Source organism: Nocardia rhamnosiphila NBRC 108938 (genome assembly GCF_000720425.1).
Lineage (GTDB): Bacteria > Actinomycetota > Actinomycetes > Mycobacteriales > Mycobacteriaceae > Nocardia > Nocardia rhamnosiphila.
On record NZ_JOAJ01000001.1, the window covers coordinates 1,384,482 to 1,410,876 of the forward strand.

Below are 26,395 nucleotides of genomic sequence, written 5' to 3' on the forward strand. Positions count from 1 at the left end.
GCTCGTCAGATCCAGCCCTTCTCCCGCGCCCTGAGGGCCGCCTCGTACCGGTTGGAGACCCCGAGCTTGGCCATGGCCGCGGAGAGGTAGTTGCGGGTGGTCCCCGGCGACAGGTGCGCTCGCCGGGCGATGTCCTCGACCGACGAGCCGTCGAGGGCATATTCGAGAACATCGGCTTCCCGTGCGGTGAGCACGGTGTCACCGGCGCTGATGGCTTCCGCGGCCAATTCCGGATCGACATATCGGCCGCCGCCGTGCACCGTGCGGATCACTGCGGCCAGCGTCGCCGCCGAGGTCGTCTTGGGCAGGAAACCCCGGACACCCGCGGCCAGCGCCCGTTTGAGGTAGCCGGGCCGGCCGTGGCTGGTGACGATCAACGTGGCGGCGCCCGGCGTGAGCCGCTGCAACTGCGTAGCGGTCTCGATCCCGTCGATACCGGGCATCTGCAGATCGATGACGGCCACCGCGGGCGGCTCGCCCGCCGCACGATGCCGCCATACGGCCAGGAGTTCTTCCCCGGAGCCGACATGATCGACGACCTCGAGATCGGGCTCGAGATCGAGCATCGTCGCCAGCGCCGCGCGGATGAGCGTTTCGTCGTCGGCGAGAAAGACAGGGATCATTGTTTCTCCCAGCGGATTTCCAGGACGAACTCGTCGGCGGTCGCGGTGACGGCGAGGCTCGCGCCGACGGCCGCGAGCCGCTCCGCGAGACCACGTAATCCCGAATGCCGGCCCGGCGTGCCGCGCGGACGGTCGTTGCGCACCGACATACCGGCACCACCGAACGCGAGAGTCGCCGACGTGGCCGCGGAATGCTCGACGATATTGGTCGTACCCTCCCGCACCACCCAGGCCGCGACCTCGTGGAATCGTGCGGGGACCGTCGCGGGATCACCCTCGACGTCGAGCTCACAACCCACGGCCGCGAGCAGCGAGCGCGCACCGGCCACCTCACCGAGCAGATCGATCCCGCGATAGCCCCGGACCAGTTCGCGCATCTGCCCCATCGATTCGACGGCGAGTGTTTTGACCTCGTCCATCTCCTTCGCCGCCCGGTCGGTATCGCCGGATCGCGACAACACACCGGCGAGTTCGCTTTTCACGGCGATCGCCGAGAATCCGCGGCCGACCACATCATGCAGGTCCCGTGCGAATCGCAATCGCTCCTGCGCCAGGCGCAGTTCGGCCTCGACAACCTTCGCGTGTTCCACTTCGTCGACGACCCGCAACCCCCACCTCGTGAGCCAGACCGTGGCGATGACGAAACCGCCGGCGACGAAGGTCACCGCGATCCCACTCAGCGCCGTCGCCGGCGACGAGCCGAACACCAACCCGGTCACCACACTCAGCGCCGGCAGAATCCACCATCGGTGCCGGAGAAACGATACGAGGGCGAACACGACCAGCACCGCCACGTACACGCCGGCCATCCGGGCGGGAACAACCGCGGCTTCGTCGTCCGCTGTCCGGGCGACCACGGCAGCGGCGACCCATACCCCTGCCAGCGTCGCGACGGCGACCGGCAGGACCCACCCGCGCGACGACCACTGCGACGATACGGCGAATTCGGCGCGGGCCTCCACCGCGAAGACCGCCGCGACACCGGCGAGCACGATTCCGGCGGCCGCCCACGGCGAGCGTGCGGTGACCGCCATGGCGGCGACCACCGCGACCAGCGCGCTCTGGAAAGTGATCCCGGTGTAGAGGCGGAATTTCGCCCCCGCCGGCAGTGCGCGCCATCGGGCGGTCCAGCGGCTCACCCGCGGTCGTCCCAGCGGAAACTCCGGCGGATCAGCGCGAACGCCAGGACGGTCCATACCGCCAGTGTCGCAAACGGACGTCCCATCTCGGCAAAGGTCCCTGCGAAACCGCGGACGGCACCGGCATCGGCGAGGGCCGATTTCCCGGCGACACCGAGGGAAACCAGATCGGCGACGGCCGCGAAGGGAGTCCAGTCGGCCAACTGCGCGAACCGATCCGGCAGCATCCCGCGGATCGATGTCATCCCCAGCATGGCGATCGTCATCACCGGCAGCGAGGTGATCTGCGCGGCCTCGGCGTTCTTGGTGAACGTACTGGTCGCCAGCGCCAAGAGGGAGAACAGGACGATCCCACCCACCAGAGCGAGCGCAATCGCCACGGGGTTCACCGGCGCGGGCGCGCCCACCCCGTAGACGACCGACGCGACCACGGCGGTGCCACCGAGGGTGACCAGCGCCCCGGGGATGGCGGGCGCGGTCTGGATCTGCCAGTCGGCGGCCTCACCCGTCCGCAGTCGTTTCAGTACGCCCTCGCCGCGGCGGGTGGTGACCATGGACAGCACCGAGTAGTACTGCACGAACAACAGGGTCACCAGCGCCAGCATTTCGAAGGTGAGCACCGCGAGATCCGCGGCGGAGGTATCGCCACGGCGGGCGATGAAGAACAGGGCCACCGGTATGCCGACCGGGAAGACCGTCGCCAGATAGACGAGCGTTTTGTTCCGCCGGAACTGCAGGTATTCGGCCTTCGCGAGCGCGGCGAGCGGACGGCGGCGGAAACCGGTGGCGGATGCGGCGGTCGTGGTCATCGGCGAGCTCCGATCAGTTCGGGGTCGGCCGCCGGCGCGGCGGCCGAATCATCTGCGATATCGAGAAAAACCGTCTCCAGGGACGCGGCGCGGGCCTCCAGCCCACCCAGCCGTACGCCCTGTTCCTCCGCCCAGCCGAGCAACACCGACAGATCACCCTGCAGGTCGTGAGTGCTGACGATGACCCGGGCTCCCGCGTCGATGCGGGTGGTGGACAGGATGGGTAGCGGCAGCCCCGGATGATCGAAGGCGATCCGGGCCGGATGGCCGTCGACGATCTCGCGCAGGGTTCCGGTCCGCGCCATCTCGCCCCGGTGCATGATCGCGATCCGATCGGCCAGCGCTTCCGCCTCGTCCAGATAGTGCGTGGTCAGCACCATGCTCACCCCCGCGCTCTTGAGCTCGGACAACAGTCGCCACGTCCCGCGGCGGCTCTCCGGGTCGAGTCCGGTGGTCGGTTCGTCGAGGAACAGCAACCGCGGCTGTCCGAGCAGGGCGCAGGCCAGATCGACCCGCCGCGTTTCACCACCGGAGAGGGATCCGACCCGGACATGGGCGCGATGGACCAGGCCGACCTGCGCGAGAACCGTCGCGCTGCTCACCGGATTACTACAGGTCCCCCGCCACATCTCGAGCGTTTCGCGGACGGTGAGTTCGGCGGGCAGACCCCCGGACTGCAGCATGATGCCGACCTGCGCGCGTACCTGGTCACGGTGGCGGTGTGGATCGAGGCCGAAGATTTCGACCGAACCGGCCGAGGGTTGGGCCAGTCCCTCCAAGATGTCGAGCGTCGAGGTCTTGCCCGCGCCGTTGGTGCCCAGCAGGGCGAAGACCTCACCCTCGGCGACCTGTAGGTCGATACCGCGGACCGCTTCGAACGCGGTCTCTCCGGTGCCGTAGGTCCGGCGCAGACCGCGCGCGACGACGATATCGTGTACCGGCCGCCCCGGCAGTTGCGGTGGATCGGGATGTGCGCTGTTCATGACCTCTACGATCACCGAGCCGGGCCGGGATCTGTAGTAAGCGCAGTCACGGGATACTCGTGCGTTTCTCATGGTCCGGAGATGACAAAAGTCATCACCCGGCCGCTCCGGTCTCCGCCCGGGCAGCGGCGGTCGACCTTCGAGAAGCCGGGCATCGAGCTGTCCTCTCGCCGGGCAGCCGATGACCCGCGCAGCAGCGAAGAATATTCGATATCCGCGCTCCCGCAAGCCAATTGACGCGCGCAGCATCTGGACGGGCCCCACCGCGCGCACGTAGAATCGACTACGGCGCCGACCCGATCCGCTCACTCCCCGCTCGCGAACAGGAGATACCGCGAGACCGGTCGAGAGATCCTCTGCCGTACCGGCAAACCCCACCCCACCGCACTCGGAGCTCCGGTGAGCAGCACCCGTTCCGGAATTACTACTCGGTAGGCACGGACACCGCACGCCACGGTCCCGCACCCGCCTCGAGGTCACCGGCTCCCGGAAAGAATCCCGTACCCGACCGACCGGCTCGCGCGCCGTGTACCCACCGGCACCGCGGCCCGGATCTCGGTCGGCGATCCACCGAGCCCGTCGATCGGCCGGCGGTGCCGGTCCGGAAAACCCCTGCCGGAAGACACCGGCGCACCAAGAGACTTCGGAGGTCTGTGATGACATCGGATATCGGCGCACGCCAGGGCGCCTCGGCGGACGCGGTCGAACATCACTACGATATCGGGACCGACTTCTACCGGCTGTGGCTCGACTCGGGCCTGACCTACTCGTGTGCCCTGTGGGCCGACGGCGACGACCTCGATCGCGCGCAGCAGCGCAAGCTCGACTACCTGATCGAACAGGCCCGGCTCACCGGCACCGAACGGATTCTCGATATCGGCTGCGGCTGGGGCAGCCTGATGCGGGCGATCACCGACCGGCACGCACAGACCCGGGTCACCGGCCTGACACTCAGCCGCGACCAGTACCGCCACGTCCGCACCCATGCGACGGAGCGCACCGATGTGCGCCTGGAACATTGGCAGGATCACCGGCCCGGCACCCCCTACGACACGATCTTCTGTATCGGAGCGCTCGAACATTTCGTGCGGTTCGGGCTGTCGCGCCGCGAACGCACCGCCACCTATCGGGCCTTCTTCACCTATTGCCACAGTATGGTGCGTCCCGGCGGCGGTCTGGTGGTCCAGACGATCGGTAAGGGCAACCGTCCACTGGACCAGAACTCGATCACCGATGTGCAGTTCCTGGCCGACGAGATCTTCCCGGAGTCGGATCCACCGCGGCTCGCCGAACTCGCCCACGCGTCGGAGAAGTTGTTCGAAATCCGTTCGGTGGTCAACGACCGCCACGACTATGCGACCACCTGCGCCGAATGGCTACGGCGGCTCCGGGCCCGGCGCGCCGAGGCGGAGACGCTGGCCGGGGCCCGGGTCACCGAGGCCTATGAACGGTACCTGGAGGCGTCCATCCGGCAGTTCGAGGAACAGCATCTGGTGCTGTATCGAATCGCGCTGCGCAAAGTGGGTGATGCCGAGGCGGCGTCCGAATAGACCGGTCACACCGGCCGGTCGAGCAGCCGCTTGGGGTGCATCCCGTTGACGGCACCCATGAACGGCGGGTGGATGCTGTAACCCAGCATCCGCCGGATGTTCTCCGAGACCGTCCGCGCGGTCTCGCGGCTCGTGGCCAGGGTGTATGCCTCCTGCGGCCGCAACCAGGGTTCGCAGTACTGCACGGTCACCCCCAGGCGGGCGCCGGTACTGCGATTCGCACCGCCGCCGTGCCAGAGCGTGCCGAGATAGAACGCGCAGGAGCCGGCCGGCATCCGCATCGCTGTCCGGACATCGGCTTCGGCGGGGCCGCGCTCGGAACCCCAGCGATGACTGCCCGGCAGCACCACCGTGCCGCCGTTGATCTCGGTGAACGCATCGATCGCCCACATCGTCGCGGCGCTCAACGGTGGCCGGGGTCGCGGGATCGGGTAGAAACCGTCATCGTGGTGCAGCATCTGCGCGTGTTCGCCGGGATGGATATCGATGGCCTGCAATTGCGAGAGCAGATAATTCGGCAGGAACAACCGATCGAGCAGGGCAAGCACCCGGGGATGTTCGACGAGCGCGTCGCAGGCACGAGTCTTCTCGAGCAGGTTGTAGGCCCGCCGGGTTCGCTGCCCCTCGAAGGTGTTGCGGCCGGTCCGCTCGAGGAACGGGGTGAGCGCGCCACGGAGTTGTTCGCAGTCGTCGAGGGTGAGCAGGTTTTCCCAGACGACGTAACCGTCGCGTTCGAGAGCGGACAGATCGGCGGCGACCGTGGCCGGGTCGACCGCGTCCGAGGTGGTGGTGGTCGCCGGATGACGGCGCGCCAGATCGCCGCGCAGATCCTCCAGAGAGGTGATGACATCGACCGGAGGCGGAGATTGTGCAGGGTTCACGACTGCTCCTCGAGCGATTCGGGCCCGTCGATGGACCGAACCCAATTGTGTTAGCGCTCTGCAGGTTCCGCAATAGCTTCGATCCGGCCACCACCCTTGTCGTGCATCGGCCCGCCGGCGCCGGCCGACTGCGCGGAACCGGCTGTTACCGGCCCCGGGTGCGCACCGGCGAGCCGCGCGACCGTTCGTCCGGTGGCGGCGATCGTCGAGCCGTCAGCGCTTCCGACCGACAGCCCCGTAGAGCACCAGCTTGGTTTCCGGTAGGTCGTCGGCGAGCCACTGCTGTAGGGGAACCACGCCGGGACCGGTGTTCTCGAGACCGTCCAGGAACGTCGTCACCTCTTCGCGCGATCGGTACCGGACCTGAGCGGAACTGTTTCTCGCATCCTGGGAGGTGCGCTCGATGATTTCGGGATGGCTGATATCGGCTCCGTGGGTGAACGCCAGATAACTGCCCGGCGCCATGGCCTCGCGATACCGGGCGACGAGTTCGGCCGGATTCTCGTCGTCCATGACGTAGTGCAGGACACCGACGAGCGTGATGGCCACCGGTGCCGCGAAATCGATACCCGATTCGGTTTCCAGCCGCCGGATGAGTTCGGCGGGACGGCGGACGTCCGCGTGCAATGCGGTCACCCCGGGGTGATTGCCCATGAGGGCGTTGCAGTGGACGAACACCACCGGGTCGTTGTCGACATAGGCGACCCGCGCCGCGGGATGCGTTTCGTGCACCACCTCGTGCACATTGGGCGAGGTCGGGATCCCCGAGCCGAGATCGACGAACTGACGCACCCCGGCCGTCGCGGCCGTACGGACCGCGTGCAGCAGGAATTTCCGGCTGAACCACGCCAGTGACCTGGTTTCCGGAGCCACCGCCAGAATGCGATGGGCGAGCGCGCGGTCGACCTCGTAGTTGTCCTTTCCGCCCAGCAGATAGTCGTAGACCCGAGCCGAGCGCGGCTCGTGCGGATCCACCCCCTGCGGCACACGCTCGATCTCCGGCTGCGGCCCCGTGACCCCGCCGCGACCGCTCGCGGCCACCCCGTCGGAATTCATGTCTGCGCTGCTCCCTCCGCGGCGATGCGGACCGCGCGCCGCATGAGCGCGTCGGCCACCGGGCGCGTCCGCCGCCCCAGTCCGCATGCACAGGCGACACCGTCCACCGGCCGCCCCAGTGCTGCTTCGACCACCGACAATACGTGCAGCTGCTCCTGCTCCGTGGGCAGATCGTGCACCAGGCCCGCATAGAAGGCGGTGCCCGTACCCAGTGCCAGATCGCCCAGCGGGGTATAGAACTCCGGCCGCAGCGGCGGCGGAATCGCACCGGCCGCGAGCGGGGCGTGCACGAATTCCAAGGGCCGGTCCGCCGGCCACTGCCGGGCGATCGCATTGGCCAGGTCCACCAGCGGGCGGGTGTCACGCAGGGTGGCGCGGGCCTTGTTGTGCAGGCTGCCGAGGCACAGGTGCACCCCGAACCGGGTGCCCACCGGAGCGGCGGCCGCCAGCTCCGCCGGCCCGCGCGCCAAACCCAGCGCCCGGTCGGCCGATCCGTGCGCCGGCTGCGCCATCGCCATCAGCACCAGTTCGGCGGTGGCCTCGAGCTGGACGACGACATCGGGTCCGGCCAGTTCGCGCACGGCGGTGATCTCCCGCACGGTGGCATCGGTGAAGGCACGGCGGTGCCGCAGCACTCCGCTCGCGCCCAGCGCGACGAAGGCGAGGGTGAAGGCGGTGGGCATCCCGATCTGCAGTGCCGTTCCGGACAGATCACGGGCTCGGCGCAGTCGCGTGTACACCGGCACCGCCTCTTCGGCTTCCCGCCGGTACCCGAGGTCGAGGGACTCGGCGGTCAGTGCGCTCCCGCGTGGCACGCGGTAGCGGGTGCGGTCCCGGCTGCTCCGCCATTCCCTGACGCGGGTCACTTCCAGTACGCCCTGGGCCGCCAGATTCTCGATGATGGGTCGGATATAGAACTCGTAGCGACCGGTCTCCCCGGTCGGAAGGGTACGCAGCCGGGGCGCCGCGGCATCGAGCATGGCCCGCATGGCGGTTTCGGTATCGACGGCCGGATAGCTTCCGACCAAATGGACGGCCCGCCTCTTCACGCTCGCATCCTAGCGCTCGGTCGGCTGTCGCGGAGGCACGCGCGAATCCGTCAACCCGCTCCTGCACCGGTTTCCGGCTCTCTGGTCACCACAGCCGTTGCACGCCAAGGCAACTCCTATTAGGGTCCCGGGCACATGACTGCTCGCAGGTTTCCGCTCGGCCGTCCGCGGCGATCGCGGCGTATGCGTCGTCCGACGGTACGCATATCGGCCGCTGTGGTAGCCGTTCTCGCAATCCTGACGCCGGGGATGGCCCACGCCGCGGAACCAGACCCGGGACAGTGCGCGCCGACCGCGTTCCCCCTGCGCGCCGGCGGCACCCTGGCGACGACACTGTGCACACCGGCGGGTGGTGACACCGATACCGTCATGGTGCTGATGCCGGGGTCCAACTACAACGGTACGTACTGGGACTTCCCGCACGCCCCGGAGATCTACAACTTCCGGCGCGCGATGAATGCCGCCGGATACGCGACGCTGGTGGTCGACCGGCTCGGGACCGGCGCCAGCAGCCGGCCGGTCAGCACCGGAGTCACCGCCACCGGGGACGCGCAGGCCCTGCACGAAATCATCGGGGCGCTGCGCACCGGTCTCGCCGGCGCCCGGCCCTTCGGGAAGGTGGTTATCGGTGGGCATTCGCTCAGTTCCGGGGTGGCGGTGCTGGAGGCGACCACCCATCACGATGTCGACGGAGTGCTCCTGACCGGCTATTCGCACGGCCTGAACATTCCGGGCGCGCTCGGCATCATCGGCACCTATCAGCCGGCCGAGCAGGATGCCGCCTTCACCGGCGGCGGCTATGACAGCGGGTACCTCACCACCCGGCCGGGCACGCGCGAGAAATCGTTCCATTCGCCTGCGACCGCCGACCCCGAGGTCGTCGCCGTGGACGAAGCCACCAAGGATGTGTTCGCCGCGACGGAGTATCCGGACGGGCTGACCTCCACCCTGCCGCCGATGTCCACCCAGATCACCGCTCCGGTCCTCGTGGTCAACGGTAGCGACGATGTGCTGTGCTCCTGGGTCTGTGCCGATACGGCGACCCTGCAGGCCGCCGAGGCACCGCATTTCTCCCCGGCCGCGCGGTTGCGCACCTTCGTGCTGCCCGGAAGCGGGCATTCGGTGAATCTCGCCCGCAACACCGCCGCCTATCAGGCGGCGGTGCGGGACTGGATGGAGTCGATCGCCGGCTGAGCGCCGCGACGAACACGGCGGTCAGTTCAGACCGGCCGCTTCCTGGGCGATGACCGCGAGCCGGGTCTGCGCCGCCGAGACCACACCGTGCCGCTTCTTGTGCGCCTCCTCATAGGCGACAATCGCGCGGATATCGGCCGGGTCGGTCAGCTCCTTGACCGCGGCGACCGCGCGGCCGACATTGAGCTGGTCGTAGTCGGCGACGGGCAGCTCCCCCGGTTCGAGCACACCGGTGGCCGCGCGGACCGAATGCAGGGAACCGGCGGCGGCACCCGCGCCTTCCCGGCGGGTCACCTGTTCGGCGCTCTCGAGCGCGGCATCGCGGGAGGCGGTCAGGGTCCGGGCGGCGATATCGCCGGCGTGCGCGCCCCGGGCCAGTAGTTCACCGAGCGCGGGCGGGGTGGCCCGGACGGTGTCCAGCGCGCGGTCCACACCGCGTGCGGACCAGGTGACCGGCAGATTGACCAACTTCACGGCAGCCCCGGCCGCGGCCTGTAGTGGCGTGCGGCGCAGCGCGGCCGGACCCCCGAGCGCCTCCTCGGCCAGGACAGTGGTCAACCAGTCCACGGTCGCGGAGTGCGCCGTGATCAGTCGCTGCGCCAACGCCACGATATCGCTGCGCCCCGCGCTGGTCGCCAGGGCCTTGACGTACCGCGCGCGGTCGAGGAGCTGGTGTTCCAGGGTGAGATCGCCCAGCAGTGCTTCGTCGAACGGTTGCGCCTGTTCGATGAGGGCCTTCACCACGGCGGTGGCCCGGCCGAGGAAGGGGCCGATCACCTCGGGTACGCCGCCGAGTTCACGAATGGCGGCGCCGACGGCTTCGGCCCGGGCCCGGGCGTTTTCGGCGTTCTCGGACAATTCGCGGCGCACTGCCTCCGTCCGTGCCTGCCCGATACGGGTTTCCGCGATCTGGATCTCGGTATCGGTCAGTTCACGGATCGCACGCAGCTGCGCCAGCAGGGTGGTGGTTTCACGCGAAGTCATACGAATATCGTTCCTCCGGTGTCGATTTTCTGGCGGGTGCCACGATGCACCTCTTGTGCGCCTACCCGCTCTGCCGCGCGATAATCAGCGTGGTCTCCTACCCGCTCGCCGCGGCGCGAGTGGTGAACGGCAGCACCAGCCGGGACCGGTGTGCCGCATCGCGGTAGATCTTGTGCGTGACCGGACGGCCCACCGGCAGATGGAAGGCGTCCGGCGGTAGCAGGGCGTTGTGCGAATCCTGCCACGGTTCGTTGTTGGACAGTTCCACCGTCAGCCGATGCCCCGGCCGGAAGGTCGCGGCGAACGGGTAGAGACGCAGCACATATTCCTCGATCGCGCCCGGCTCCACCGGGACCGCCCGGGTATGCGGATGGCGCGGATCGCCCTCGGTGCTGCACGGGTCGAGCTCGCGATGTGACGCTTTCAGATAGCCGGAGGTGATGAGCTGCCGGGCGCCGCCGCGGTCTTCGTCCCACAGCCGCAGGATGAAATTCGTATCGTCCTGGTCGATTTCGGCGAACAGGTGCGCGGCGCCGGGGCCGATGAGTTCGGTGGGTTCCTCGAACGGCGCGGTGCTCCAGCGCAGCATCTCGACCTTGTCGGTCACAGTGAGCGGAGCCTGGTAGAAGCCTTCCGGGGCGGCGTATTCGGCGCCCATGGGTTCGGGCTCCGGTGACAGTCCGCCGCGCGGACGCAGGTACAGCGACCGGTATTCGATGTCCTTCGGCGGCCACTGGTCGCCGGTCACCCGCTCGCGGGAGCCCTCGACGAAGACGGTGACCGCCGGCTCGTCCATCACACCGTTGTCGATGCCTTTGATCCAGTAGTCGTACCAGCGGAACATCGTGTCATGCTCTTCGACGAAGGGGCGCGACTGCATCGGCGGGTACGGGCCGATATCGAGTTTCTTGGGTCCCCGCAGCGCATCGAACAGTTCGATGGTGCCGTCCATCGTCCAGCCGCGCCCCTGATCGATCTGGAGATAGACCGGTATATCGATCCGTGGAGCCAGCGTGATCGGATTGCGCTCCTCGTACCATTCGCCGTCCAGTTCGTTCATCACGATGTCGAACCACGCCTCGTGATGCTTCGGGTAGTTCAGCACATGCACCAGATTCGGCCACGCGGCCACATCCGGGTCCGCGAGACGCGCGGCGACACGTGTGCGGATCTCCTCGGGCGAATACGTCTCCAGCATGCGCGATGTGACCCCGTCGGTGAACGCCCAGCCGGAATCACCGCCGCGGCCCTCGCGGGCGGCGCGCGGCATGAACCACATGATGCCGCCGTGATAGGTGGTCTCGTAGAAGTCGTAGTGACCGCCGGAGACGAAGATCGCCTTGAGATGCGGCGGGCGTTCGGCGGCGGCGAGCACCTGCATCGAGCCGAAGTAGGAGATACCGATCATGCCCACGTTGCCGTCGCACCACGGCTGTTCGGCGACCCATTCGATGAAGTCGTAGGCGTCCTGTCCCAGCGATACCCCGCCGGCGTTGTAGTTGCCGATGTGCTCGCCCTCGGACCCCCCGGAACCGCGCAGGTCACCGATGACGTGCACATAGCCCTCGCCGACGACACGCGCGATATCACCGGCTTCGATACAGCCGTCCCACAGCGGGCTGGGGCGCCGCTGCGGGGGCGTGGTGAGCGCGAGTGCCTGCAGTTCCTTGCCGTACGGGCTCAGTGCGACGAGCGCGGGCCGCGGCGCGTCCGCGACACCGTGGTAGGCGTCCGCGACAAGCTCGACTCCGTCACGCATCGGTACCCGCAGGTCCTTGCGGAGGTGGATGGTCTGCCCGGCGGCATCGAAGGTCCGGTACTCGGCCATGAGTCCGCGACTCCTTTTCTCTGTCAGTGCTTCGGGTCGAATCCCGTGCGATAGCCATGCATCGAGGTGAAGAACGGCGACGGTTCGAGGGTGGGGTCACCGGCGTACCCGAGGTCCGCCGCCACGCTCGCGAACGGCGAGTACACCGAATCCGTCTCGGGCAGCCCGCCGCACAGGCAGCGGTGCGCGGATTCGTGCACCCGGCCTTCGATCTCCAGACTCTGCTGGAGCGCCTCACGGGCCTGGTCGCGGTCGAGCTCGACCCCGTAGGGTTCGCCGTTCACCCGCCGGTACGGATGCCCGAGATACAGGCGCCGCGGCCGGATCTCGTCACGCAGATAACGCACGCTCCGGCGGTAGGCGTCCGGGTCCGCGAACCCGGGGAAGCCGTTGGCGGCTCCGTGCACCTGCACGGCGTCACCGGCGAACACATCGTCGCGCCCATCGAGGACATAGGCCACCGAACCGGCCGTATGCCCGGGAACCGAATGCACCGAGACGGTGACATCCCCGCCCAGCGAAAGCGTCTCGCCGCCCGCGACGAGCACAGACGGTTCCATCTCACCGGAGATCACCGTATTCGTCACCTGGATCTGTTCGTCCACCCCTGCGGGATCGTCCAGATACTGCCCACGACCCGCCAGGTACTCGTCGACGTGGGCCCGCCGAGACCGGAGCATGGGTGCGTCGGCCTCGTGGATCACCACCTGCGCGCGCCGTCCGGTCAGCTCCCACAGGGCGAATGCCCCGCCGATGTGGTCGATATGACCGTGGGTCAGCAGGATCCAGCGCACCTCGGCGATATCGCGCCCGAGCTTCCGCAACGCGGGAGCCATACCCTCGGCCGGCGTCGAGGCGATACCCGTATCGACGATGGCCGGTTCGGGTGCGTCGATGAAGAAGCTGTAGAGACCGAACCGGCCCCACGGCGAGAACAGCGGATGGACCTCCGCGTCCCTCGTCACGATCCGGTCCGGCGGTTCAGGAACGCTGCCGTCTCCTCGAACACCCCGCGGTATTCGGGGAGCCAGGCGAAGTTCTGGACGAATCCGTGGTTCGCGCCCGCGTAGCGGGAGACCGTGACGTCCACCCCGGCGTTCGCCAGCCGCTCACCGTAGAGTTCGCCTTCGTCGCGCATCGGGTCGAACTCGGCGGTGATGATCAGGGCGGGAGGCAGCCCGGTGAGATCGTCTCGTCCGATCGGCGAGACGAGCGGGTCGGCCGGGTCGGCGCCGCTGTCGAGGTAGAACGCGTTGAAAGGTTTCAGCGCGGCGGTTTCGAGTCCGTAGCCCTGCGCGTTCTCCCGCAGCGACGGGTAGCGGTCGCGGTCGAACCCGAGGTCGAGGGAGGGATAGAACAGCACCTGGTGGGTGAGGCGATCGAATCCGTCGTCGTGTGCCATCGCGGTGGCCGCCGCGACCATCCCGCCACCGGAGCTGTCGCCGGCCAGCGCGAGTCCGGTGCCGTCCCAGTGCAGATCCGTGCCGTGGTCCGCCACCCACTGGACCACCCCGTAGCAGTCCTGCAGACCGGCGGGATACGCGGCTTCGGGTGCGCGGCGATACCCGACGGAGACGACCTTGTAGCCGCTCTCCTTCGCCAGTTGCCGAGCGATGTGATCGTGGGTATCGAGGCTGCCGAGGAAATAGGCGCCGCCGTGGAGATACACGAGTAGCCCGTACGACTCGGCCGCGACCGGCGTGTAGATCCGTACCGGCACCTCCCCCGCCGGTGTGCGGGCGGTCGCGTCCTCGACCGCGTGCAGCGGCAACCGCTGCGCTACCGGCGGCACCTGCGCCTCTTCGCCCGCACGCAGGACGGCCGGGTCCAGCGGCCCCTCCGGCGGCGCGGGCAACTCGGCGATCGCGCGGGCGATCTCGGGATGCAGTGGCATATCGGTGGCCTCCTTATTTCGCGGTGGTCTGCTGACCGGGGAACACGTCCTCGACTTCGTCCTCGGTCCACCCCTGACGCGAGATGCGCTGCAGCTCATCGGTCACCGGCTTCCGGGTGGCCTGGTACGAGGCGAGCGCCGCCGCGACGGAATCGGCGTCCCGCAGGGCATCGGCGAGCGCACCGGCGTCCAGGATCGCCGAATTGGCACCCTGGCCCTGGTGGTGCAGCATCGAATGGGCCGCGTCTCCCACCAGCACGACCGAATCCGAATGCCAGGTGTCGACCGGGTCGATGTCGTACACCGCGCGCACGTTCACCGTGTCCATCTCCAGCCCGCGGGCGATGGCGACGATCCGGTCGTCGAACCCCTCGACGGTCGCGACGATATCGTCCGAGGTGACCTCCGGCGCCCAGGTGCTGTCCGAGCAGAGCGCGGTGATGTCGAAGGACACCTGGTTGCGGTGGCGCAGCGGCAGCAGGTAGACCTTGGTCCCCCGTCCGATGTACATCCGGAGGTTGTCGTCGACCACCATTCCGTGGGCGTCGTCGGCGGAGATCACCGCGCGGTAGGCGTGCTCACCGGAGAACACCGGTTCCTTGTCACCGAACAGCTGCCGGCGTACCACCGATTTGATGCCGTCGGCGCCGATCACCAGGTCGGCCTCCACGGTCGCCCCGTTGGCGAAAGTGAGTGCGGCACGATCCCCGTGATCCTCGATGGTCTCCAGCCTGTGGTCGAGGTGCACCACGCCGGCCGGAAGCACGCCCAGCAACGCATCGATGAAATCGCCGCGGTGGATCAGGTGGGTCCTGGTCTGCTCGGCGAAGTCGTGCATCCCCGGCCACTGCTCCCGCATGATCGGATCGCATCCGGCGGTGAGGATCTCGAAATAGTCACTGGGCGAGCTGACGCCGGCGATCGCGTCGAAGATCCCCCACTGACGGAAGCGGTCCATCGTGGCCGGGCGCAGTCCGATTCCGGCGCCGACCTCGCGGATCTCGGTGGCCCGCTCGTATACATCGACATCGGCGCCGAGCACGCCGAGGGCCTTGGCCGCCGCCGCGCCGGCGTATCCCGCACCGACGATGGCGATCTTCAGGTTCTCGAGGTCCGAGGCTTGCATGGTTCTTCTCTCTGGATGGGCGCCTCGTCGCGCCGGGATGGATACGCACGCACAGCACACCGCGGCGCGCACGATCGTCTCGTCGCACCGGATACGCGGGCGGGTCGCTCAGGCCTGGATGCTCAGGAATGCGGCGGGATTGTCGACGAAGAGGGTGGTGATGGTGGCCTCGTCGACCCCGGCCGCCCGCAGATCGGGGATGAGGTCCTCGAAGATGTAGTTCACGGTGTGGCCCTTCACCCCCGGCCAGCCCAGTGGACTGCAGTTGGCGTCGGCCGAGGCGAGGGCCTTGTCGAGATGACCCTGGCCGATGAACCGCAGGAAATGGTCCAGGCGCTCCGTGCGGGGGCGGGCCCAGAACGGCGGATCCTCGAGTTCGGTGTCGTAGCCGAAGGTGTCGAAGCCGACCCGCCCGCCCTGTTCGGCGATCCAGGTGTCCCGCGTCTTCTCCGCGTTCACTCCGTCGTCGGCGTGCCCGAAGAGCACTCGATCGAGTGGGAGTTCTTCGTCGTGGAAGATCGCGATCGCGTTCTCGGCGTCGATGGCGAGGTGGGTCAGGATCGGCACACCGGTGCGCCGTGCGGCCCGGGCGGCGGCCCGGTAGATGCGCTTGTCCAGCTCGGTCATCCGCCCACCGCGACTCACCCCGACCTTGATGACGCCGGCGCGACTGCCGGTATCACCGATACCGACGGTGATCTCGTGCACGAAATGCTCCGTCAGATACTCCACGCTCGCCCTGGCGAAGAACGGCAGCGCGGTATCCCCACCGACGAAACCGGTGCACGCCACGATGTGGACGCCGGTCTTCGCGGACAGTGACTTGTAGTAGTCGACGTCACGCCCGTTGCAGATCCCGGTGACGTCGACAAACGTCCCGCCCCCGTACTCATGGAATTTCCGCAGTTTCGGCACGGTCTCGGCGTACCGCTGCTCGGGGGTCTTCCACCATGTCGTATCCAGTTCGGACCCGGGCATGCCGTATCCGATGTGCTCGTGGACGGCCACGATTCCCAGCTCTTCGGCCGGGATCGCGCCCAGCACGGTGTTCACTCTCGACACAACACTCACCTTCGGAAAAGACGGAATGGGATGGTCATCGGCGGTCAGCGGACCGACAGCAGGTCGCGCGGGTTGTCCACGAGGATCCGGTGGCGGTCCTCCGCGCCGAGCCCCTGGGCGGTGAGCATCGGAACGAATCTGGACAGGACGTCACCGAACGGCACCTCCCGGCCCGGCTGACCCGTCGCGACACCGATCACATTGCCGGACAGCAGAATTCGACTTCCGTATCCGGCTTCGACCAGATCGAGTACCAGTGCCACGCGCTCCTGATCGCCGACGTGGCCGGCCCCCGTGGATCCGATGTTGTCCAATGCGACGTAGGCGCCGCGGCGGGCGACCTCATGGGCGGCCGCGGCGACGACCGCGTCCTTGCGGTCGAGTCCGCCGACGACCACCCGGTCGGCCGGCAGTTTCTCGTCGAGGACGATCTCCAGGTCGTGCACCGCGTCGGCGCCGTAACGGATCGAAACAGGAACCCCGGTGGCGAGAGCGGCCCGGGCGGCACCGCGGAACAAACTCTCATCGGTCGCCGTCATGCCTTCGCGCGTCGCGGTGGTGGCCACCAAACCCGCGGCGCCCCGCCGCTCGACCCGGGGGACCACCATTCCCTCGGTGATCTCCCTCATGAAAAGGTCGCCGAACTTCTCGGCCGGCCACGGCGTCGGCGGGTCGGTCTGCGGCGTAAGGAAATAGCCGCCGAGCATCTCCTCCGGCCCCATTCCGGTCGAGGCCACGATGTGCACGCCCGTCGCCCGCGACAGCGCCTCGTACATTCGCAGGTCCCGGCCGTGGAACATCCCGGTGCTGTCGACGATCGTGCCGCCGCCGTGGGCGCGGAATTCGCGGAGTTTCGCCGCCAGCGTTTCGAAGATCTCCGCCCGGTCCGGAGTGATGTCGTAGGCGTACTCCGCCCCCGGCATCACCGACAGCAGCGCCTCGTGCACGGCGACCACACCCAGTTCGTGCGCCGGAACGGGGCCGAGCACGGTGTTGGCGGTATTGCTCGAAGCAGTCCGGTCGCCGGTCACAGGCACTTCCTTTCGATTCCGACGTAGCGCACGTCGAGGTATTTCTCCGTCGGGCGGCGGGCCTCGCGCTCCGAATGGCGCTTCCGGCCGATATGCCGCGGTCGGGCTGGTGACTGCGGTCACGCCGTCCTCAGGAACGGTGCCACATCGGCTTACATAGTGTCAAGTTAATGATCGATATGTAAATTAAGCTACGTGCACGTACGGCCGAGTACCACAGGTCGAGGGTCTGGTGGTCGGGATAGGGCCCGCGCCCGGACCGGCCGCGCCCGCCCCCGGGCTCAGTCCTGGCGAGTGGGCCGGAGGGCCGGGTCCCTTCCGCCTGCTGATTCCGGCATTGCCCACCAGCACATCGAGCCGGCCGAAGCGCTCGACGGCCAGGTCGACGAGCGCCCGGAGATCGCCGGGATCGGTGAGGTCCACCCGGGTGGCAACGGCCCGGCCACCCGCGGCCTCGATCTCGGCGGTCAGCCGGTCCAGCCGATCGGTGCGGCGGGCGCCCAGGACAACGGCCGCTCCCGATGTGGCGAGATGACGAGCTGTCGCCTCGCCGATTCCGCCACTGGCGTCGGTGATCTCGACGACCTTGCCATGAATGGTCACGGCACTTCCCCGCCTGTGAGGACCTCCTCGCCGAGGTGTATCACCGGGAAGTGCGGGAGCTGGTCGCTGCGGCGCCGGTACTCCTGGAGGCGCACCGGCCGCTGGATGCGCTGGCGGCGTGGCTCGAGCGCGTGGCCGCCTACGCGCGGGTCGAACGCGATGTGTTCACCGCGGTCGAAGCGGCGACCTGGCGCGACCTCGACGCCCACAGCCTCGGTCCGATCGGTGAGGCGGTGGAGCTACTGCCGGCCGTGGGCCGCTCGGCCGGCACCGTCCGAGCCGACGCCGGGGCCCACGACGTCATCGTGCTCAGCAGCCGGCTATCGCGGCTGGACGATGCCGAGCCCGACGCGCGCGGCCCGCGCTTGTTGTCGATCCTCCTCGACGGTCTCCGGGCACACAGTCCCTGAAAGCTGCGGATCGACCCGGCTCGGCGAAGCGGGCCGCGCTTCCGCCACGGAGGGCACGTCCGCCGGTTCGACGGCGATGCCCCGGCCGGACGCCGGGCAACCGGAAACGGTCACGCGCCTAGGCTCCGAAGGTGAGACCGAACTGCGCTCCCAGCCTGTTGAGCGCTTCGGGATCGCCGAAAACCGCTTCTCCGCTGACGTCTTCGTCGAGGGGTTCCACGGAACAGAATTGTTCGACGAGTCCGGTGTGGATCCCGGTGACATAGGTGGCGAAAACGAGCGCGGCTTCCAGGTCCTCGTCGTCACCGGGGTACACCGGCCACGACTCGGTCACTCCGTTGCTGTCGAACAGCAGCTTCCATTCCTCGTCGTTCTCCACCAGCCGCACGTCGGTGATGGCCACCATCCCACGGCTGCATGCCGCGATCGACTGCAGTTCGGATTCGTACCACTCCCGACGTTCGTCACGGCTGCTCTCACCGATGTGACGGAACGTCTTGTAGTCGAAGGTGTACCGGATTCCGAGCTCGTCGAGGAGGGCGAGTACCGCGCTCTGCTCGGTGTGCCCGTAGTAGCTCAGCGGCTCGTCGAACGATTCCACCAGCAACTGCCTGCCCAGGAAGGTCCGCTGCGCGGGCGTTTCCGGTTCGACGAGTCCGAGCTCGACGATCAGATCCACGACCTCGCGCACGGTGCGCTCGGGACTCATCGGGTCCTCCTTCGATCCGTCGCGCCCCGGGTGGTGGCGACGGCCGAGGGTATCCCGGCCCTCCGACACCATTCCCGGCCACAATGTTCGGCGCCCGTGGGTCCGGAACTCCGGGCGAAAGGTGTCGTTGCGGGAGTGGAGGGCGCTATCACTTCTCGAGCGAGCAGGCCGTCAGGTCAATTGATATTCTGTCAAGCGGGTGATCAGTATGTATTCAGCGCGAGCACGAGGAACGGAACGCAACCGTCGTGCTCTACCCTGGGGCCATGGCGACGCTTCGTGAGGCCCAGAAGGAGATGACCCGCAAACTCCTGCTCGAGGCCGGCCTCGAACTGTTCGTATCGAAGGGTTACGCGACCACCAAGGTCGACGATATCGCCTCGGCCGCGGGCACCACCCGGGTGACCTTCTACGCGTACTTCCCGTCGAAGGTCGACCTGATGAAGGCACTGATCACCGAGCGGCTCAACGCCGCGCTGGACCGGGTCCCCTCCGCCGCACACGGGTCGACGGAGCGGGAACTGGTCGCGGTGGTCGAGGACGGGTCCCGGGAGCGGATTCGCGCCTGGCTCGACGCGAGCGCGCAGCGCTGGGACACCATCCGGCCCTACACCACCACGGCCTTCGAGGCGGCGGCGGTCGATCCGGAGATCCGCGGGCTGTTCGACGAATGGATGAACGAGGCGATCGGCGATATCGAGGACGGCCTCGACCGGGCCGGGCGGTTTCCGGCCGGGACGCGCCGGTTCCGCGGTGTCCTCGCGATCACCGAACTGGACCACGTCGCGCGGCACTGGACTCCCGGACAGTGGGGGGTCGGGTACGCGGAGATGCTCGACGTCCTCACCGAGAGCTGGTTCGGGTCCATCGGCCGCGACTGACCCCGGCCGCCGGCCCGGCATCAGCATCGGGATACCACTGCCGGCGCGGCCACGGTGACGAGACCAGGGTGAACAGGAGTCGTTCATGGTTCGGTTGGACCATCTCGTGAACGTATTGGGCGGGTACGGGGTGCGATTGCGCTGCTGCCCGGTATCGCGGGCGACCGTGATCCGCAGCGTCGCGATGTTCGACGCGACCGGGGCGGAAGAAGCGACCGGCGATATCCTCCTCGCCGTAGGCGCCGGTTCCGTCCGGTCGGCGGTGGCCGGGGCGCGGGCAGCGAAAGCGGTCGCGGTACTCGTGCGCGGCGGCGCCGGCGCCGACCGCGAAGCGGCCGCGATCGGACACGAGGACGGGGTCGCGGTACTGATGGTCGATCCCGCGGTGTCGTGGAGCCAGCTCGCCGGGGTGGTCTACGGGCTGGTACTGGAGGGGCGGGAAACCGCATCCGGGCGCGGTCCCACGGATCTTTTCGCGCTGGCGGACAGCCTGGCCACCGCAGTCGACGGCGCGGTGACGATCGAGGATCCGCTGGCGCGCGTGATGGCTCATTCCACGCTGGGGCGGGTGGCCGACCAAGCGCTGCAGGAGACTGTGCTGCAACGCCGGCAACCCGCTGCTCTGCGCGAACTCTTCGAATCACGCGGTGTCCCTGCGCATCTGGCGGGCTCCGACACACCAGTATTCGTCGAACCGGACCCCGGGCACGGGCTCGACGGGCGGATGGTGGTCGCGGTGCGAGTGGGCCGGGAACTGCTGGGTTCGCTGTGGGTGACCTGCACCGAACCGATGTCGGGTGCCCGACGGGCCGCACTGGCCGACGGGGCCCGGACGGTGGCCCTGCATCTGCTGCGGTCGCGGGCCAGCGCGGACCTGGAACGCCAGGTCGAATCCGAGCTGGTGATCCGGCTGCTGGAGGGCAGTCCGGATGCCACCACCGTGGTCGGCCGGCTCGGGTTGGCGTCGGCCCCTTTACGTGTCGTGGCGGTACGCGCGCAGATCGCGGCGGAACGGCATGCCGGGCTGCTGCTGGCCTTCGAGCAGGCCACGTTCGGTTTCGGCTGGTCGCGGCCGGGCCGCAGCACCCTGTCGGACAACACCGTCTACACGATCCTGCCCAGCGACCGGGTGCAGACGGCACGGAATTGGGTGACCGCGCTGCGCACGGCGCTCCCGGCCCGCGTAACACTGTCGGCCGGGATCGGCGGACCCGCCACCGCCGCCGACCTGCCGGCCTCCCGCCAGGAGGCGGACGAGTGCCTGGCACTGCACGAACAGGGATCGGCGGGTAGCGCGTACCCGGCCTACGACGAATCGTGGGGCGAGATCCTGCTCCAGCGGTTGCGGGCGGCGGCACGGACCGGCCGGATACCGGCGCGCGGGCCGGTCGCGGAGTTGCGCCGGTACGACAGCGCGCACGCCACGGACTACGTCGCGACCCTGCGGGCGTGGCTCGATGCCCAGGGCGATCCGGTGGTCGCCGCCGCCGGCCTCGGCGTCCACCCGAACACCGTCCGCAACCGCATGCGGAAAATGCGGGAGGTGGCGGTCCTCGAGCTGGAAGACGCACGCACCCGGCTCGCCATGACGATCGATCTCGCGGCTTTCGAGGACGACTGAGCACCGGTTGTAGAAAACGAACAACTCACGGGGGCGAAACTGTGCCAGACGGACATGCGCCCCGTCGCCACCCGGGCCATCATGGCTGTGACAGCGCATCGTTCGACGTGGAGGTGAGCATGGCGCGCGCAACGAGTCGGCTCGACCGCGAACGAGCAGCACGGTATCGGGGGCAGAACCCGATACCCCGCTGAACCCTCGGCTATCTCCCCCATCCGTGGAGCCGGTGTCGTGAGTACCCGGCTCCACGGAGTTCTGCCGTCGGGGCGGCCTCTCCTCCCCCGGCCCCGACGGCAGAACTCCTTTCCGATCGAATCCTGTAGGACGGATATGACCAATAGCTCGCCTGTATGGCTGACACCACACGCACACGAACAACTCCGGTCCGAACTGGCCGAACTGCTCGCCGCCGAAGCCGCCGGGCAGGCCGAGAACGCCGACCCGGAAGACCGCCTCACCGCTCGGCGCCAGCGCCTGGCTCGTATCGCGCATATCCGGGACCTGCTGAACAACGCCGTATTCGGGCAGGACCCACCGGATGACGGTATCGCCGAACCCGGGATGGTGCTCACCGTCCGCTACGACGACACCGCCGACACCGAAACATTCCTGCTCGGCAGCCGCGCCGGCGACCACGACGATCTGGAGGTCTACTCCCCCGACTCGCCCCTCGGAGCCGCGCTCACCGGAGCCCGGCGCGGCGAACAGCGCACCTACCGCGTACCCAATGGCACCGAGTTCCGGGTCACCCTGCTCGAGGCCGTCCCCTACGGGCACACTGTGACGAGCGCTTCTCACTCAGTATGAGGGCCGTTCGATCGAGCGCGAGGATGCAGGTGCGCACGAGTGGAATCACCCTTGTCCATATCGATTCCCCAGCGATCGTCCGGGACAACCGGACGATCGCACTGCCGGTCCGTACCTGGCTGTCCGCGGGATTCTGGGAGCTCTTCGGCCTCCCCCGTGCCGACCGGGCGCTGGCCGCGCTCTCGTTCGGCACCGCCGACGCTCCGCGCACCTATCTCGCCCGGCGCGGCGACGATCCCACGACGTGGAAACCGGCGCCGCTGCGCGTGGATGTCCCCGCCACACTGGGTCCCGGCCCGGGAGTGCTGGAGATCTCCGGCCCGATGCACCGGGCACGACGCCGCCTGATCGAACGGACCACCCTGGTGATCGCCCTGGCCGCACCGCTCGAGCGCAGACCGGACTCGGTCCTCCCGGCACAGATGTGGGAGGACGACCGGTGGCACACGACGATCCTGGTGCCCGACGTCCATCCGGTGGCGCCGATACGGGACAGCGGAGGCCGGTAGCGAAGACTCCGCGGCGCCGCGATGCCCGACCCCGCGCCGCCCTACGGTCCGCCGTTCTGCACGCCGGTCACGCCCACGAGGCGCCGCGGCGGCCGCCGAGGTGCTCGGCGAAGTGCCGTTCGATGGCGTACAGCCGGATCCGGATCTCGGGATGACCCTCACCCACGCCGGTTCGGTGCGCCCGGGAAGCCGAGCGGACGCCGCCGAGATGAGGGTACGGCGGACGTCGAAACCGATATCGGCCCGCGGCGGGCATCGTCGGCGAAACGCCGCTCGACGACGGTACGGTGACGCGCGCTACATATTCCGCAACGGCGCGCGTATTTGAATTCACGCTGGTGGACAACGCTTTTCAGCACCCCGTTTCGATAGCGTGGCAGTGCGGCATTCGAGCCGCGGTCAGCTCGACGAGGAGTACATGATGACCACCGTCTCGCCATCGGCGACCCTGGACCTATCCGCGGAATTGGAAGCACATCACGCCGATGTGATACGCGCGACCCTGCCGGTGATCGCCCAGCACATCGACGACATCACCGCCCTGTTCTACACAAAGCTGTTCGCCGCCCGCCCCGATCTGCTCGCCGGTCTCTTCAACCGCGGCAACCAGGCACAGGGCGCACAACAGCGGGCGCTGGCCGCGTCGATAGCCACCTTCGCCACCCACCTGGTGGATTCGGCGCTACCGCATCCCCGCGAGATGCTCGCGCGGATCGGGCACAAGCACGCCTCCCTGGGCATCGTCGCCGAACAGTATCCGGTGGTGCACGAACATCTGTTCGCCGCGATCGTCGAGGTGCTGGGCACCGAGACGGTCACCGCGGAGGTCGCGGCGGCGTGGGATCGTGTCTACTGGCTGATGGCCGACACCCTCATCGAATTCGAGCGCGCACTCTACAAGGGGGCCGGGGTCGGGCCCGGCGATGTGTTCCGCGAGACAGTGGTCACCGAGCGTATCGACGACCCGTCCGGGGTGGTCACCTTCGTCGTGGAGGCCGCCGATCCCGCCGATCCGCTCCCGGACTTCATTCCCGGACAGTACGTCTCCGTCGGCGCGACGCTCCCCGACGGGGCACGCCAACTGCGCCAATACAGCCTGGTCCACGCAGCGCGCGAGGGGCGGCTCGCCTTCGCCGTGCGGCCGGTGGCCGCCACCGCGGACCAACCGGCCGGGGAGGTCTCGAACTGGCTGGCCACGCAGGTCACGGTGGGCGACAACCTGGCGATCACCCTGCCCTTCGGCGACCTCACCCTCGATACCGCCGCGACCACACCTGTGGTACTGATCTCGGCCGGAATCGGTATCACGCCCATGATCGGAATCCTCGAATACCTCGCGGTCGGCGCCTCCCGGCGGCGGGTACTCGTCGCGCATGCCGACCGCAACCCGGACACCCACCCGTTGCGCGCGCTCCAGCGCGAGCTCGTCGACGCCCTACCGAACGCCGACCTCGAGCTGTGGTACGAGCAGCCTTCCGGCGCCGGCCGGCCCGGCACACTCACCGTATCCGCGCTCGACCTGCCGCCGGAGGCAGATATCTACCTGTGCGGCGGGGCCGGGTTCCTGCAGTCGGTGCGCGCCCAGCTGACCGCCGCGGGAGTTCCGCTCACGCGAGTGCACTTCGAACTGTTCAGCCCCGACGACTGGTTGCTGCAGTGAGATACCGGTCCGGTTCGATCAAGGGTGTGCCCGCCGGAGCCGGGCGTGACGCGGGCAGTGCGCGGCGGGCGTCGCAGCACCACGTGTCGGGATCGCGGCCCTCGAGTTCGACGAGTACGGGGGCCATCCGGGCACCATGAATCCGCCTATCGCCGAGTCACGATAAAGGTCTCGACCCGACCGAAAGAGCGGTGATCGGGGCGGCACCACAGCCGGTAGCCGGACCGTCTGCCGCGAATCGCTCCGATGAAGCGTGGGCCCGACAGTCGCCGATCGACCGCGAAGAGGGCACCGGCGCCTCGACGCGCGGGCCCGTTCGCTGACGGCCCACAGGGTGAATTGCTCCTATCCTGGCACGCGATCGGTACCCGTTTCCGGCGTCGGCGACGTGCCAGGACCTGGGCATTCACTTCCGGGAATGCGGCATGTATTTTCCGACGCACTGCTGAGCAGGAACTTCACTGGAGCATAAGGAGGTCACTGATGATCGACCGGTCCGGTACCCCTCCCCGCCGGGTGAGTGTTGTCGTCGCGGGTGCGGGAGCGCGCGGTGGCTACGAGGCGGGCGTGCTCTCGGTGCTGGTGCCGCGCCTGCGCAACGCGGGTGTGGACACGGTGCGTTTCATCGGCACCAGCGCCGGAGCCATCAACGCGACGGTCTTCGCCGCCCTGTCCCATCTGCCGCCGGACGAGCAGGCCCAGCGGGCGCTGCAGGTGTGGCGCGATATCACCGTCGGCGACGTGTTCCGGTCCCCGGCCATCGGCCTGCCTCGCCTCGCCGGCCGCGCCGCCGGTCAGCTGCTGGGTATACCGGGTGTACAACTGACCAGTCTGCTCGATACTTCTCCCCTGCACCACACGGCCCGCACCGCCATCGATTGGAATATGCTGCGCCGCAATATTGCCGACGGGCGGGCCACGTTGGCTGTGGTCGCGACATCCGGTGCGGACAATCGCACCGTGGTGTTCGTCGACCGCGCCGGCACGGTACCGCTGCCGCCGTCCGACGATGAACGGCCGATCGATTACGTGGCCGCCGAGATCACGGCCGAGCATGTGCTCGCCTCTGCGGCGATTCCGGTCGTGTTCCCGCCCGTACACGTCAGCGATCCGCCACCGTGGGCCGGTTGGTATCTGGACGGCGGAATACGACTCAACGCACCACTCAAACCCGCGATCGCGCTGGGTACCGATGCGATCGTGGTGGTGGCAACCCACCCGGTGATCGACCCCTTATCGCCGGCACCCGCGAACAACCTGCCGCCCGACGTGGACGACGTCATCGTGCGGCTGATGGATGCCGCGCTGGTCGACCGGATGATCGAGGATGTGCGCACGCTGGCCAAAGTCAACACATTGGTGGCTTCGACCGAATGCGCCACCACGACCGAGCTGCCGAAGAAGATCATTCCCTTCCTCCCCCTCACACCGCCCACGCGAGCGACCCTGGGCAACCTGGCCGAAGAGGTTTTCGCCGAGCAACGCCGTCATCAGAGCGGAATCGGGACGACGCTGCGACAGGCGGAGTTGCGAATGCTGGGCCGCGCGCTGGGCGGCGACGGCCCGCGCCGCGGCGACCTGTTCAGCTACCTGTACTTCGACCGCGAATTCATCGAGTCATCCATCGAACTCGGTCGTCGTCACGCCGACGCGGCACTCGCCGGCGCGCCGGCACACCGGCTGCCATGGTGGGTCGGGCCGCGACAACCGGTATCGACCACGCACGAGAGCAGCATGTGAACCTTCCCGACAATCCGGTCACCGAGGGCCACGGGGCACAATCCCCATGACCGGCAGGAAGGGGACCAACGGTCGGACCGGCCCCGGCCGTCACCGATATGGCCCCGAACCGACGCAGTAGCCGGTGCCCTCGGTCCGGCGGACCGGACAGGCGCGGCCGCGTTCGCTGTTCATGCCGATCTCGCGCCGGAAGTGTAGCGGCCGAGGCGGTGCCTCGAACGCCGCGCCGGCGCGCCCGCTCCGGCG

The 26,395-nt window shown here is 68.5% G+C and carries 25 protein-coding genes; 9 read left to right on the forward strand and 16 right to left on the reverse strand.

From position 1 onward, the window contains the following. Positions 1-5: 5 nt before the first annotated feature. Genes IG75_RS0106180 through IG75_RS0106195 form a run of 4 tightly spaced genes read right to left on the reverse strand, consistent with a single transcriptional unit; the run spans position 6 to position 3,554 of the window. Positions 6-623, reverse strand: coding sequence for a response regulator transcription factor (locus IG75_RS0106180; RefSeq protein ID WP_030520185.1), 618 nt, complete (start codon positions 621-623; stop codon positions 6-8). Beyond that, a complete protein-coding gene (locus tag IG75_RS0106185) occupies positions 620-1,819 on the reverse strand; it encodes a sensor histidine kinase (protein WP_081876652.1) in 1,200 nt (399 codons plus the stop codon). Before IG75_RS0106185 ends, IG75_RS0106180 begins: the two co-directional genes overlap by 4 nt. Continuing rightward, on the reverse strand, positions 1,759-2,571 hold the full coding sequence (locus IG75_RS0106190) for an ABC transporter permease (protein ID WP_030520187.1): 813 nt from the start codon (positions 2,569-2,571) through the stop codon (positions 1,759-1,761). The genes IG75_RS0106185 and IG75_RS0106190 overlap by 61 nt, the downstream gene beginning before the upstream one ends. After that, a complete protein-coding gene (locus tag IG75_RS0106195; RefSeq protein ID WP_051714265.1) occupies positions 2,568-3,554 on the reverse strand; it encodes an ABC transporter ATP-binding protein in 987 nt (328 codons plus the stop codon). Before IG75_RS0106195 ends, IG75_RS0106190 begins: the two co-directional genes overlap by 4 nt. A gap of 656 nt (positions 3,555-4,210) precedes the next feature. On the opposite strand from IG75_RS0106195, the gene IG75_RS0106205 reads away from it, so the two are divergent. Further along, complete coding sequence (locus IG75_RS0106205; RefSeq protein WP_030520189.1) at positions 4,211-5,104, forward strand: class I SAM-dependent methyltransferase; 894 nt, start codon at positions 4,211-4,213, stop codon at positions 5,102-5,104. A 5-nt stretch (positions 5,105-5,109) separates the two neighbouring features. Here the strand turns inward: IG75_RS0106205 and IG75_RS0106210 are convergent, their stop codons facing one another. From IG75_RS0106210 to IG75_RS0106220, 3 genes are all read right to left on the reverse strand, one after another. After that, positions 5,110-5,985, reverse strand: coding sequence for a phytanoyl-CoA dioxygenase family protein (locus tag IG75_RS0106210; protein WP_030520190.1), 876 nt, complete (start codon positions 5,983-5,985; stop codon positions 5,110-5,112). A 213-nt stretch (positions 5,986-6,198) separates the two neighbouring features. Next, positions 6,199-7,041 (reverse strand): SAM-dependent methyltransferase, encoded by an 843-nt coding sequence (locus tag IG75_RS0106215; RefSeq protein WP_081876653.1) that lies wholly within the window; start codon positions 7,039-7,041, stop codon positions 6,199-6,201. After that, positions 7,038-8,090, reverse strand: coding sequence for a hypothetical protein (locus IG75_RS0106220; RefSeq protein WP_030520192.1), 1,053 nt, complete (start codon positions 8,088-8,090; stop codon positions 7,038-7,040). Before IG75_RS0106220 ends, IG75_RS0106215 begins: the two co-directional genes overlap by 4 nt. Before the next feature lie 216 nt (positions 8,091-8,306). On the opposite strand from IG75_RS0106220, the gene IG75_RS0106225 reads away from it, so the two are divergent. Continuing rightward, on the forward strand, positions 8,307-9,284 hold the full coding sequence (locus tag IG75_RS0106225; protein ID WP_245713063.1) for an alpha/beta hydrolase: 978 nt from the start codon (positions 8,307-8,309) through the stop codon (positions 9,282-9,284). A gap of 21 nt (positions 9,285-9,305) precedes the next feature. On the opposite strand, the gene IG75_RS0106230 is transcribed toward IG75_RS0106225, so the two are convergent. The 8 genes from IG75_RS0106230 to IG75_RS0106265 form a co-directional block, all read right to left on the reverse strand. After that, positions 9,306-10,268 (reverse strand): hypothetical protein, encoded by a 963-nt coding sequence (locus IG75_RS0106230; RefSeq protein ID WP_030520194.1) that lies wholly within the window; start codon positions 10,266-10,268, stop codon positions 9,306-9,308. 97 nt (positions 10,269-10,365) lie between these two features. Further along, entirely contained in the window at positions 10,366-12,096 is a 1,731-nt protein-coding gene (locus tag IG75_RS0106235) for a CocE/NonD family hydrolase (RefSeq protein ID WP_030520195.1), read from the reverse strand. Between the two features lie 23 nt (positions 12,097-12,119). After that, positions 12,120-13,061, reverse strand: a complete 942-nt coding sequence (locus IG75_RS0106240; RefSeq protein ID WP_030520196.1) for an MBL fold metallo-hydrolase — start codon at positions 13,059-13,061, stop codon at positions 12,120-12,122. Then, a complete protein-coding gene (locus IG75_RS0106245; RefSeq protein WP_030520197.1) occupies positions 13,058-13,990 on the reverse strand; it encodes an alpha/beta hydrolase in 933 nt (310 codons plus the stop codon). The genes IG75_RS0106240 and IG75_RS0106245 overlap by 4 nt, the downstream gene beginning before the upstream one ends. 13 nt (positions 13,991-14,003) lie before the next feature. Then, complete coding sequence (locus tag IG75_RS0106250) at positions 14,004-15,116, reverse strand: FAD-dependent oxidoreductase (protein WP_030520198.1); 1,113 nt, start codon at positions 15,114-15,116, stop codon at positions 14,004-14,006. 108 nt (positions 15,117-15,224) lie between these two features. Then, complete coding sequence (locus tag IG75_RS0106255; RefSeq protein WP_030520199.1) at positions 15,225-16,178, reverse strand: phosphotriesterase family protein; 954 nt, start codon at positions 16,176-16,178, stop codon at positions 15,225-15,227. A 44-nt stretch (positions 16,179-16,222) separates the two neighbouring features. Next, positions 16,223-17,209 (reverse strand): phosphotriesterase family protein, encoded by a 987-nt coding sequence (locus tag IG75_RS0106260; protein ID WP_030520200.1) that lies wholly within the window; start codon positions 17,207-17,209, stop codon positions 16,223-16,225. Positions 17,210-17,395: 186 nt separating this feature from the next. Next, entirely contained in the window at positions 17,396-17,812 is a 417-nt protein-coding gene (locus IG75_RS0106265; RefSeq protein WP_307686595.1) for an SDR family oxidoreductase, read from the reverse strand. Positions 17,813-17,862: 50 nt separating this feature from the next. Here IG75_RS0106265 and IG75_RS0106270 point away from each other — a divergent pair, with 50 nt between their 5' ends. Further along, positions 17,863-18,222: an SbtR family transcriptional regulator gene (locus IG75_RS0106270; RefSeq protein WP_210436759.1), complete on the forward strand. Its 360-nt coding sequence runs from the start codon at positions 17,863-17,865 to the stop codon at positions 18,220-18,222. Between the two features lie 118 nt (positions 18,223-18,340). Here the strand turns inward: IG75_RS0106270 and IG75_RS0106275 are convergent, their stop codons facing one another. Then, complete coding sequence (locus IG75_RS0106275) at positions 18,341-18,931, reverse strand: hypothetical protein (protein ID WP_156058657.1); 591 nt, start codon at positions 18,929-18,931, stop codon at positions 18,341-18,343. A gap of 266 nt (positions 18,932-19,197) precedes the next feature. Here IG75_RS0106275 and IG75_RS0106280 point away from each other — a divergent pair, with 266 nt between their 5' ends. The 6 genes from IG75_RS0106280 (at position 19,198) to IG75_RS0106310 (ending at position 26,149) form a co-directional block, all read left to right on the forward strand. Then, positions 19,198-19,812 carry a TetR/AcrR family transcriptional regulator gene (locus IG75_RS0106280; protein WP_030520204.1) on the forward strand — a complete coding sequence of 205 codons (615 nt, stop codon included), beginning with the start codon at positions 19,198-19,200 and terminating at the stop codon, positions 19,810-19,812. An 85-nt stretch (positions 19,813-19,897) separates the two neighbouring features. Next, positions 19,898-21,433 (forward strand): PucR family transcriptional regulator, encoded by a 1,536-nt coding sequence (locus IG75_RS0106285; protein WP_030520205.1) that lies wholly within the window; start codon positions 19,898-19,900, stop codon positions 21,431-21,433. A gap of 330 nt (positions 21,434-21,763) precedes the next feature. Further along, positions 21,764-22,240: a GreA/GreB family elongation factor gene (locus tag IG75_RS0106290; RefSeq protein WP_030520206.1), complete on the forward strand. Its 477-nt coding sequence runs from the start codon at positions 21,764-21,766 to the stop codon at positions 22,238-22,240. Positions 22,241-22,269: 29 nt separating this feature from the next. Continuing rightward, positions 22,270-22,749 carry a hypothetical protein gene (locus IG75_RS0106295; RefSeq protein ID WP_156058659.1) on the forward strand — a complete coding sequence of 160 codons (480 nt, stop codon included), beginning with the start codon at positions 22,270-22,272 and terminating at the stop codon, positions 22,747-22,749. Positions 22,750-23,170: 421 nt separating this feature from the next. Next, positions 23,171-24,409, forward strand: coding sequence for a globin domain-containing protein (locus tag IG75_RS0106305; RefSeq protein WP_030520208.1), 1,239 nt, complete (start codon positions 23,171-23,173; stop codon positions 24,407-24,409). Positions 24,410-24,892: 483 nt separating this feature from the next. Next, a complete protein-coding gene (locus IG75_RS0106310) occupies positions 24,893-26,149 on the forward strand; it encodes a patatin-like phospholipase family protein (protein WP_063045203.1) in 1,257 nt (418 codons plus the stop codon). Positions 26,150-26,395 lie beyond the last annotated feature (246 nt).

Bases quoted from the DNA above. Each gene is read 5' to 3' on its own strand.
- IG75_RS0106180 (WP_030520185.1), bottom strand. From the start codon at position 623: ATGATCCCTGTCTTTCTCGCCGACGACGAAACGCTCATCCGCGCGGCG.
- IG75_RS0106185 (WP_081876652.1), bottom strand. From the start codon at position 1,819: ATGGACCGTCCTGGCGTTCGCGCTGATCCGCCGGAGTTTCCGCTGGGA.
- IG75_RS0106190 (WP_030520187.1), bottom strand. From the start codon at position 2,571: ATGACCACGACCGCCGCATCCGCCACCGGTTTCCGCCGCCGTCCGCTC.
- IG75_RS0106195 (WP_051714265.1), bottom strand. From the start codon at position 3,554: ATGAACAGCGCACATCCCGATCCACCGCAACTGCCGGGGCGGCCGGTA.
- IG75_RS0106205 (WP_030520189.1), top strand. From the start codon at position 4,211: ATGACATCGGATATCGGCGCACGCCAGGGCGCCTCGGCGGACGCGGTC.
- IG75_RS0106215 (WP_081876653.1), bottom strand. From the start codon at position 7,041: ATGAATTCCGACGGGGTGGCCGCGAGCGGTCGCGGCGGGGTCACGGGG.
- IG75_RS0106230 (WP_030520194.1), bottom strand. From the start codon at position 10,268: ATGACTTCGCGTGAAACCACCACCCTGCTGGCGCAGCTGCGTGCGATC.
- IG75_RS0106235 (WP_030520195.1), bottom strand. From the start codon at position 12,096: ATGGCCGAGTACCGGACCTTCGATGCCGCCGGGCAGACCATCCACCTC.
- IG75_RS0106245 (WP_030520197.1), bottom strand. From the start codon at position 13,990: ATGCCACTGCATCCCGAGATCGCCCGCGCGATCGCCGAGTTGCCCGCG.
- IG75_RS0106250 (WP_030520198.1), bottom strand. From the start codon at position 15,116: ATGCAAGCCTCGGACCTCGAGAACCTGAAGATCGCCATCGTCGGTGCG.
- IG75_RS0106275 (WP_156058657.1), bottom strand. From the start codon at position 18,931: ATGAGTCCCGAGCGCACCGTGCGCGAGGTCGTGGATCTGATCGTCGAG.
- IG75_RS0106280 (WP_030520204.1), top strand. From the start codon at position 19,198: ATGGCGACGCTTCGTGAGGCCCAGAAGGAGATGACCCGCAAACTCCTG.
- IG75_RS0106285 (WP_030520205.1), top strand. From the start codon at position 19,898: ATGGTTCGGTTGGACCATCTCGTGAACGTATTGGGCGGGTACGGGGTG.
- IG75_RS0106290 (WP_030520206.1), top strand. From the start codon at position 21,764: ATGACCAATAGCTCGCCTGTATGGCTGACACCACACGCACACGAACAA.
- IG75_RS0106305 (WP_030520208.1), top strand. From the start codon at position 23,171: ATGACCACCGTCTCGCCATCGGCGACCCTGGACCTATCCGCGGAATTG.
- IG75_RS0106310 (WP_063045203.1), top strand. From the start codon at position 24,893: ATGATCGACCGGTCCGGTACCCCTCCCCGCCGGGTGAGTGTTGTCGTC.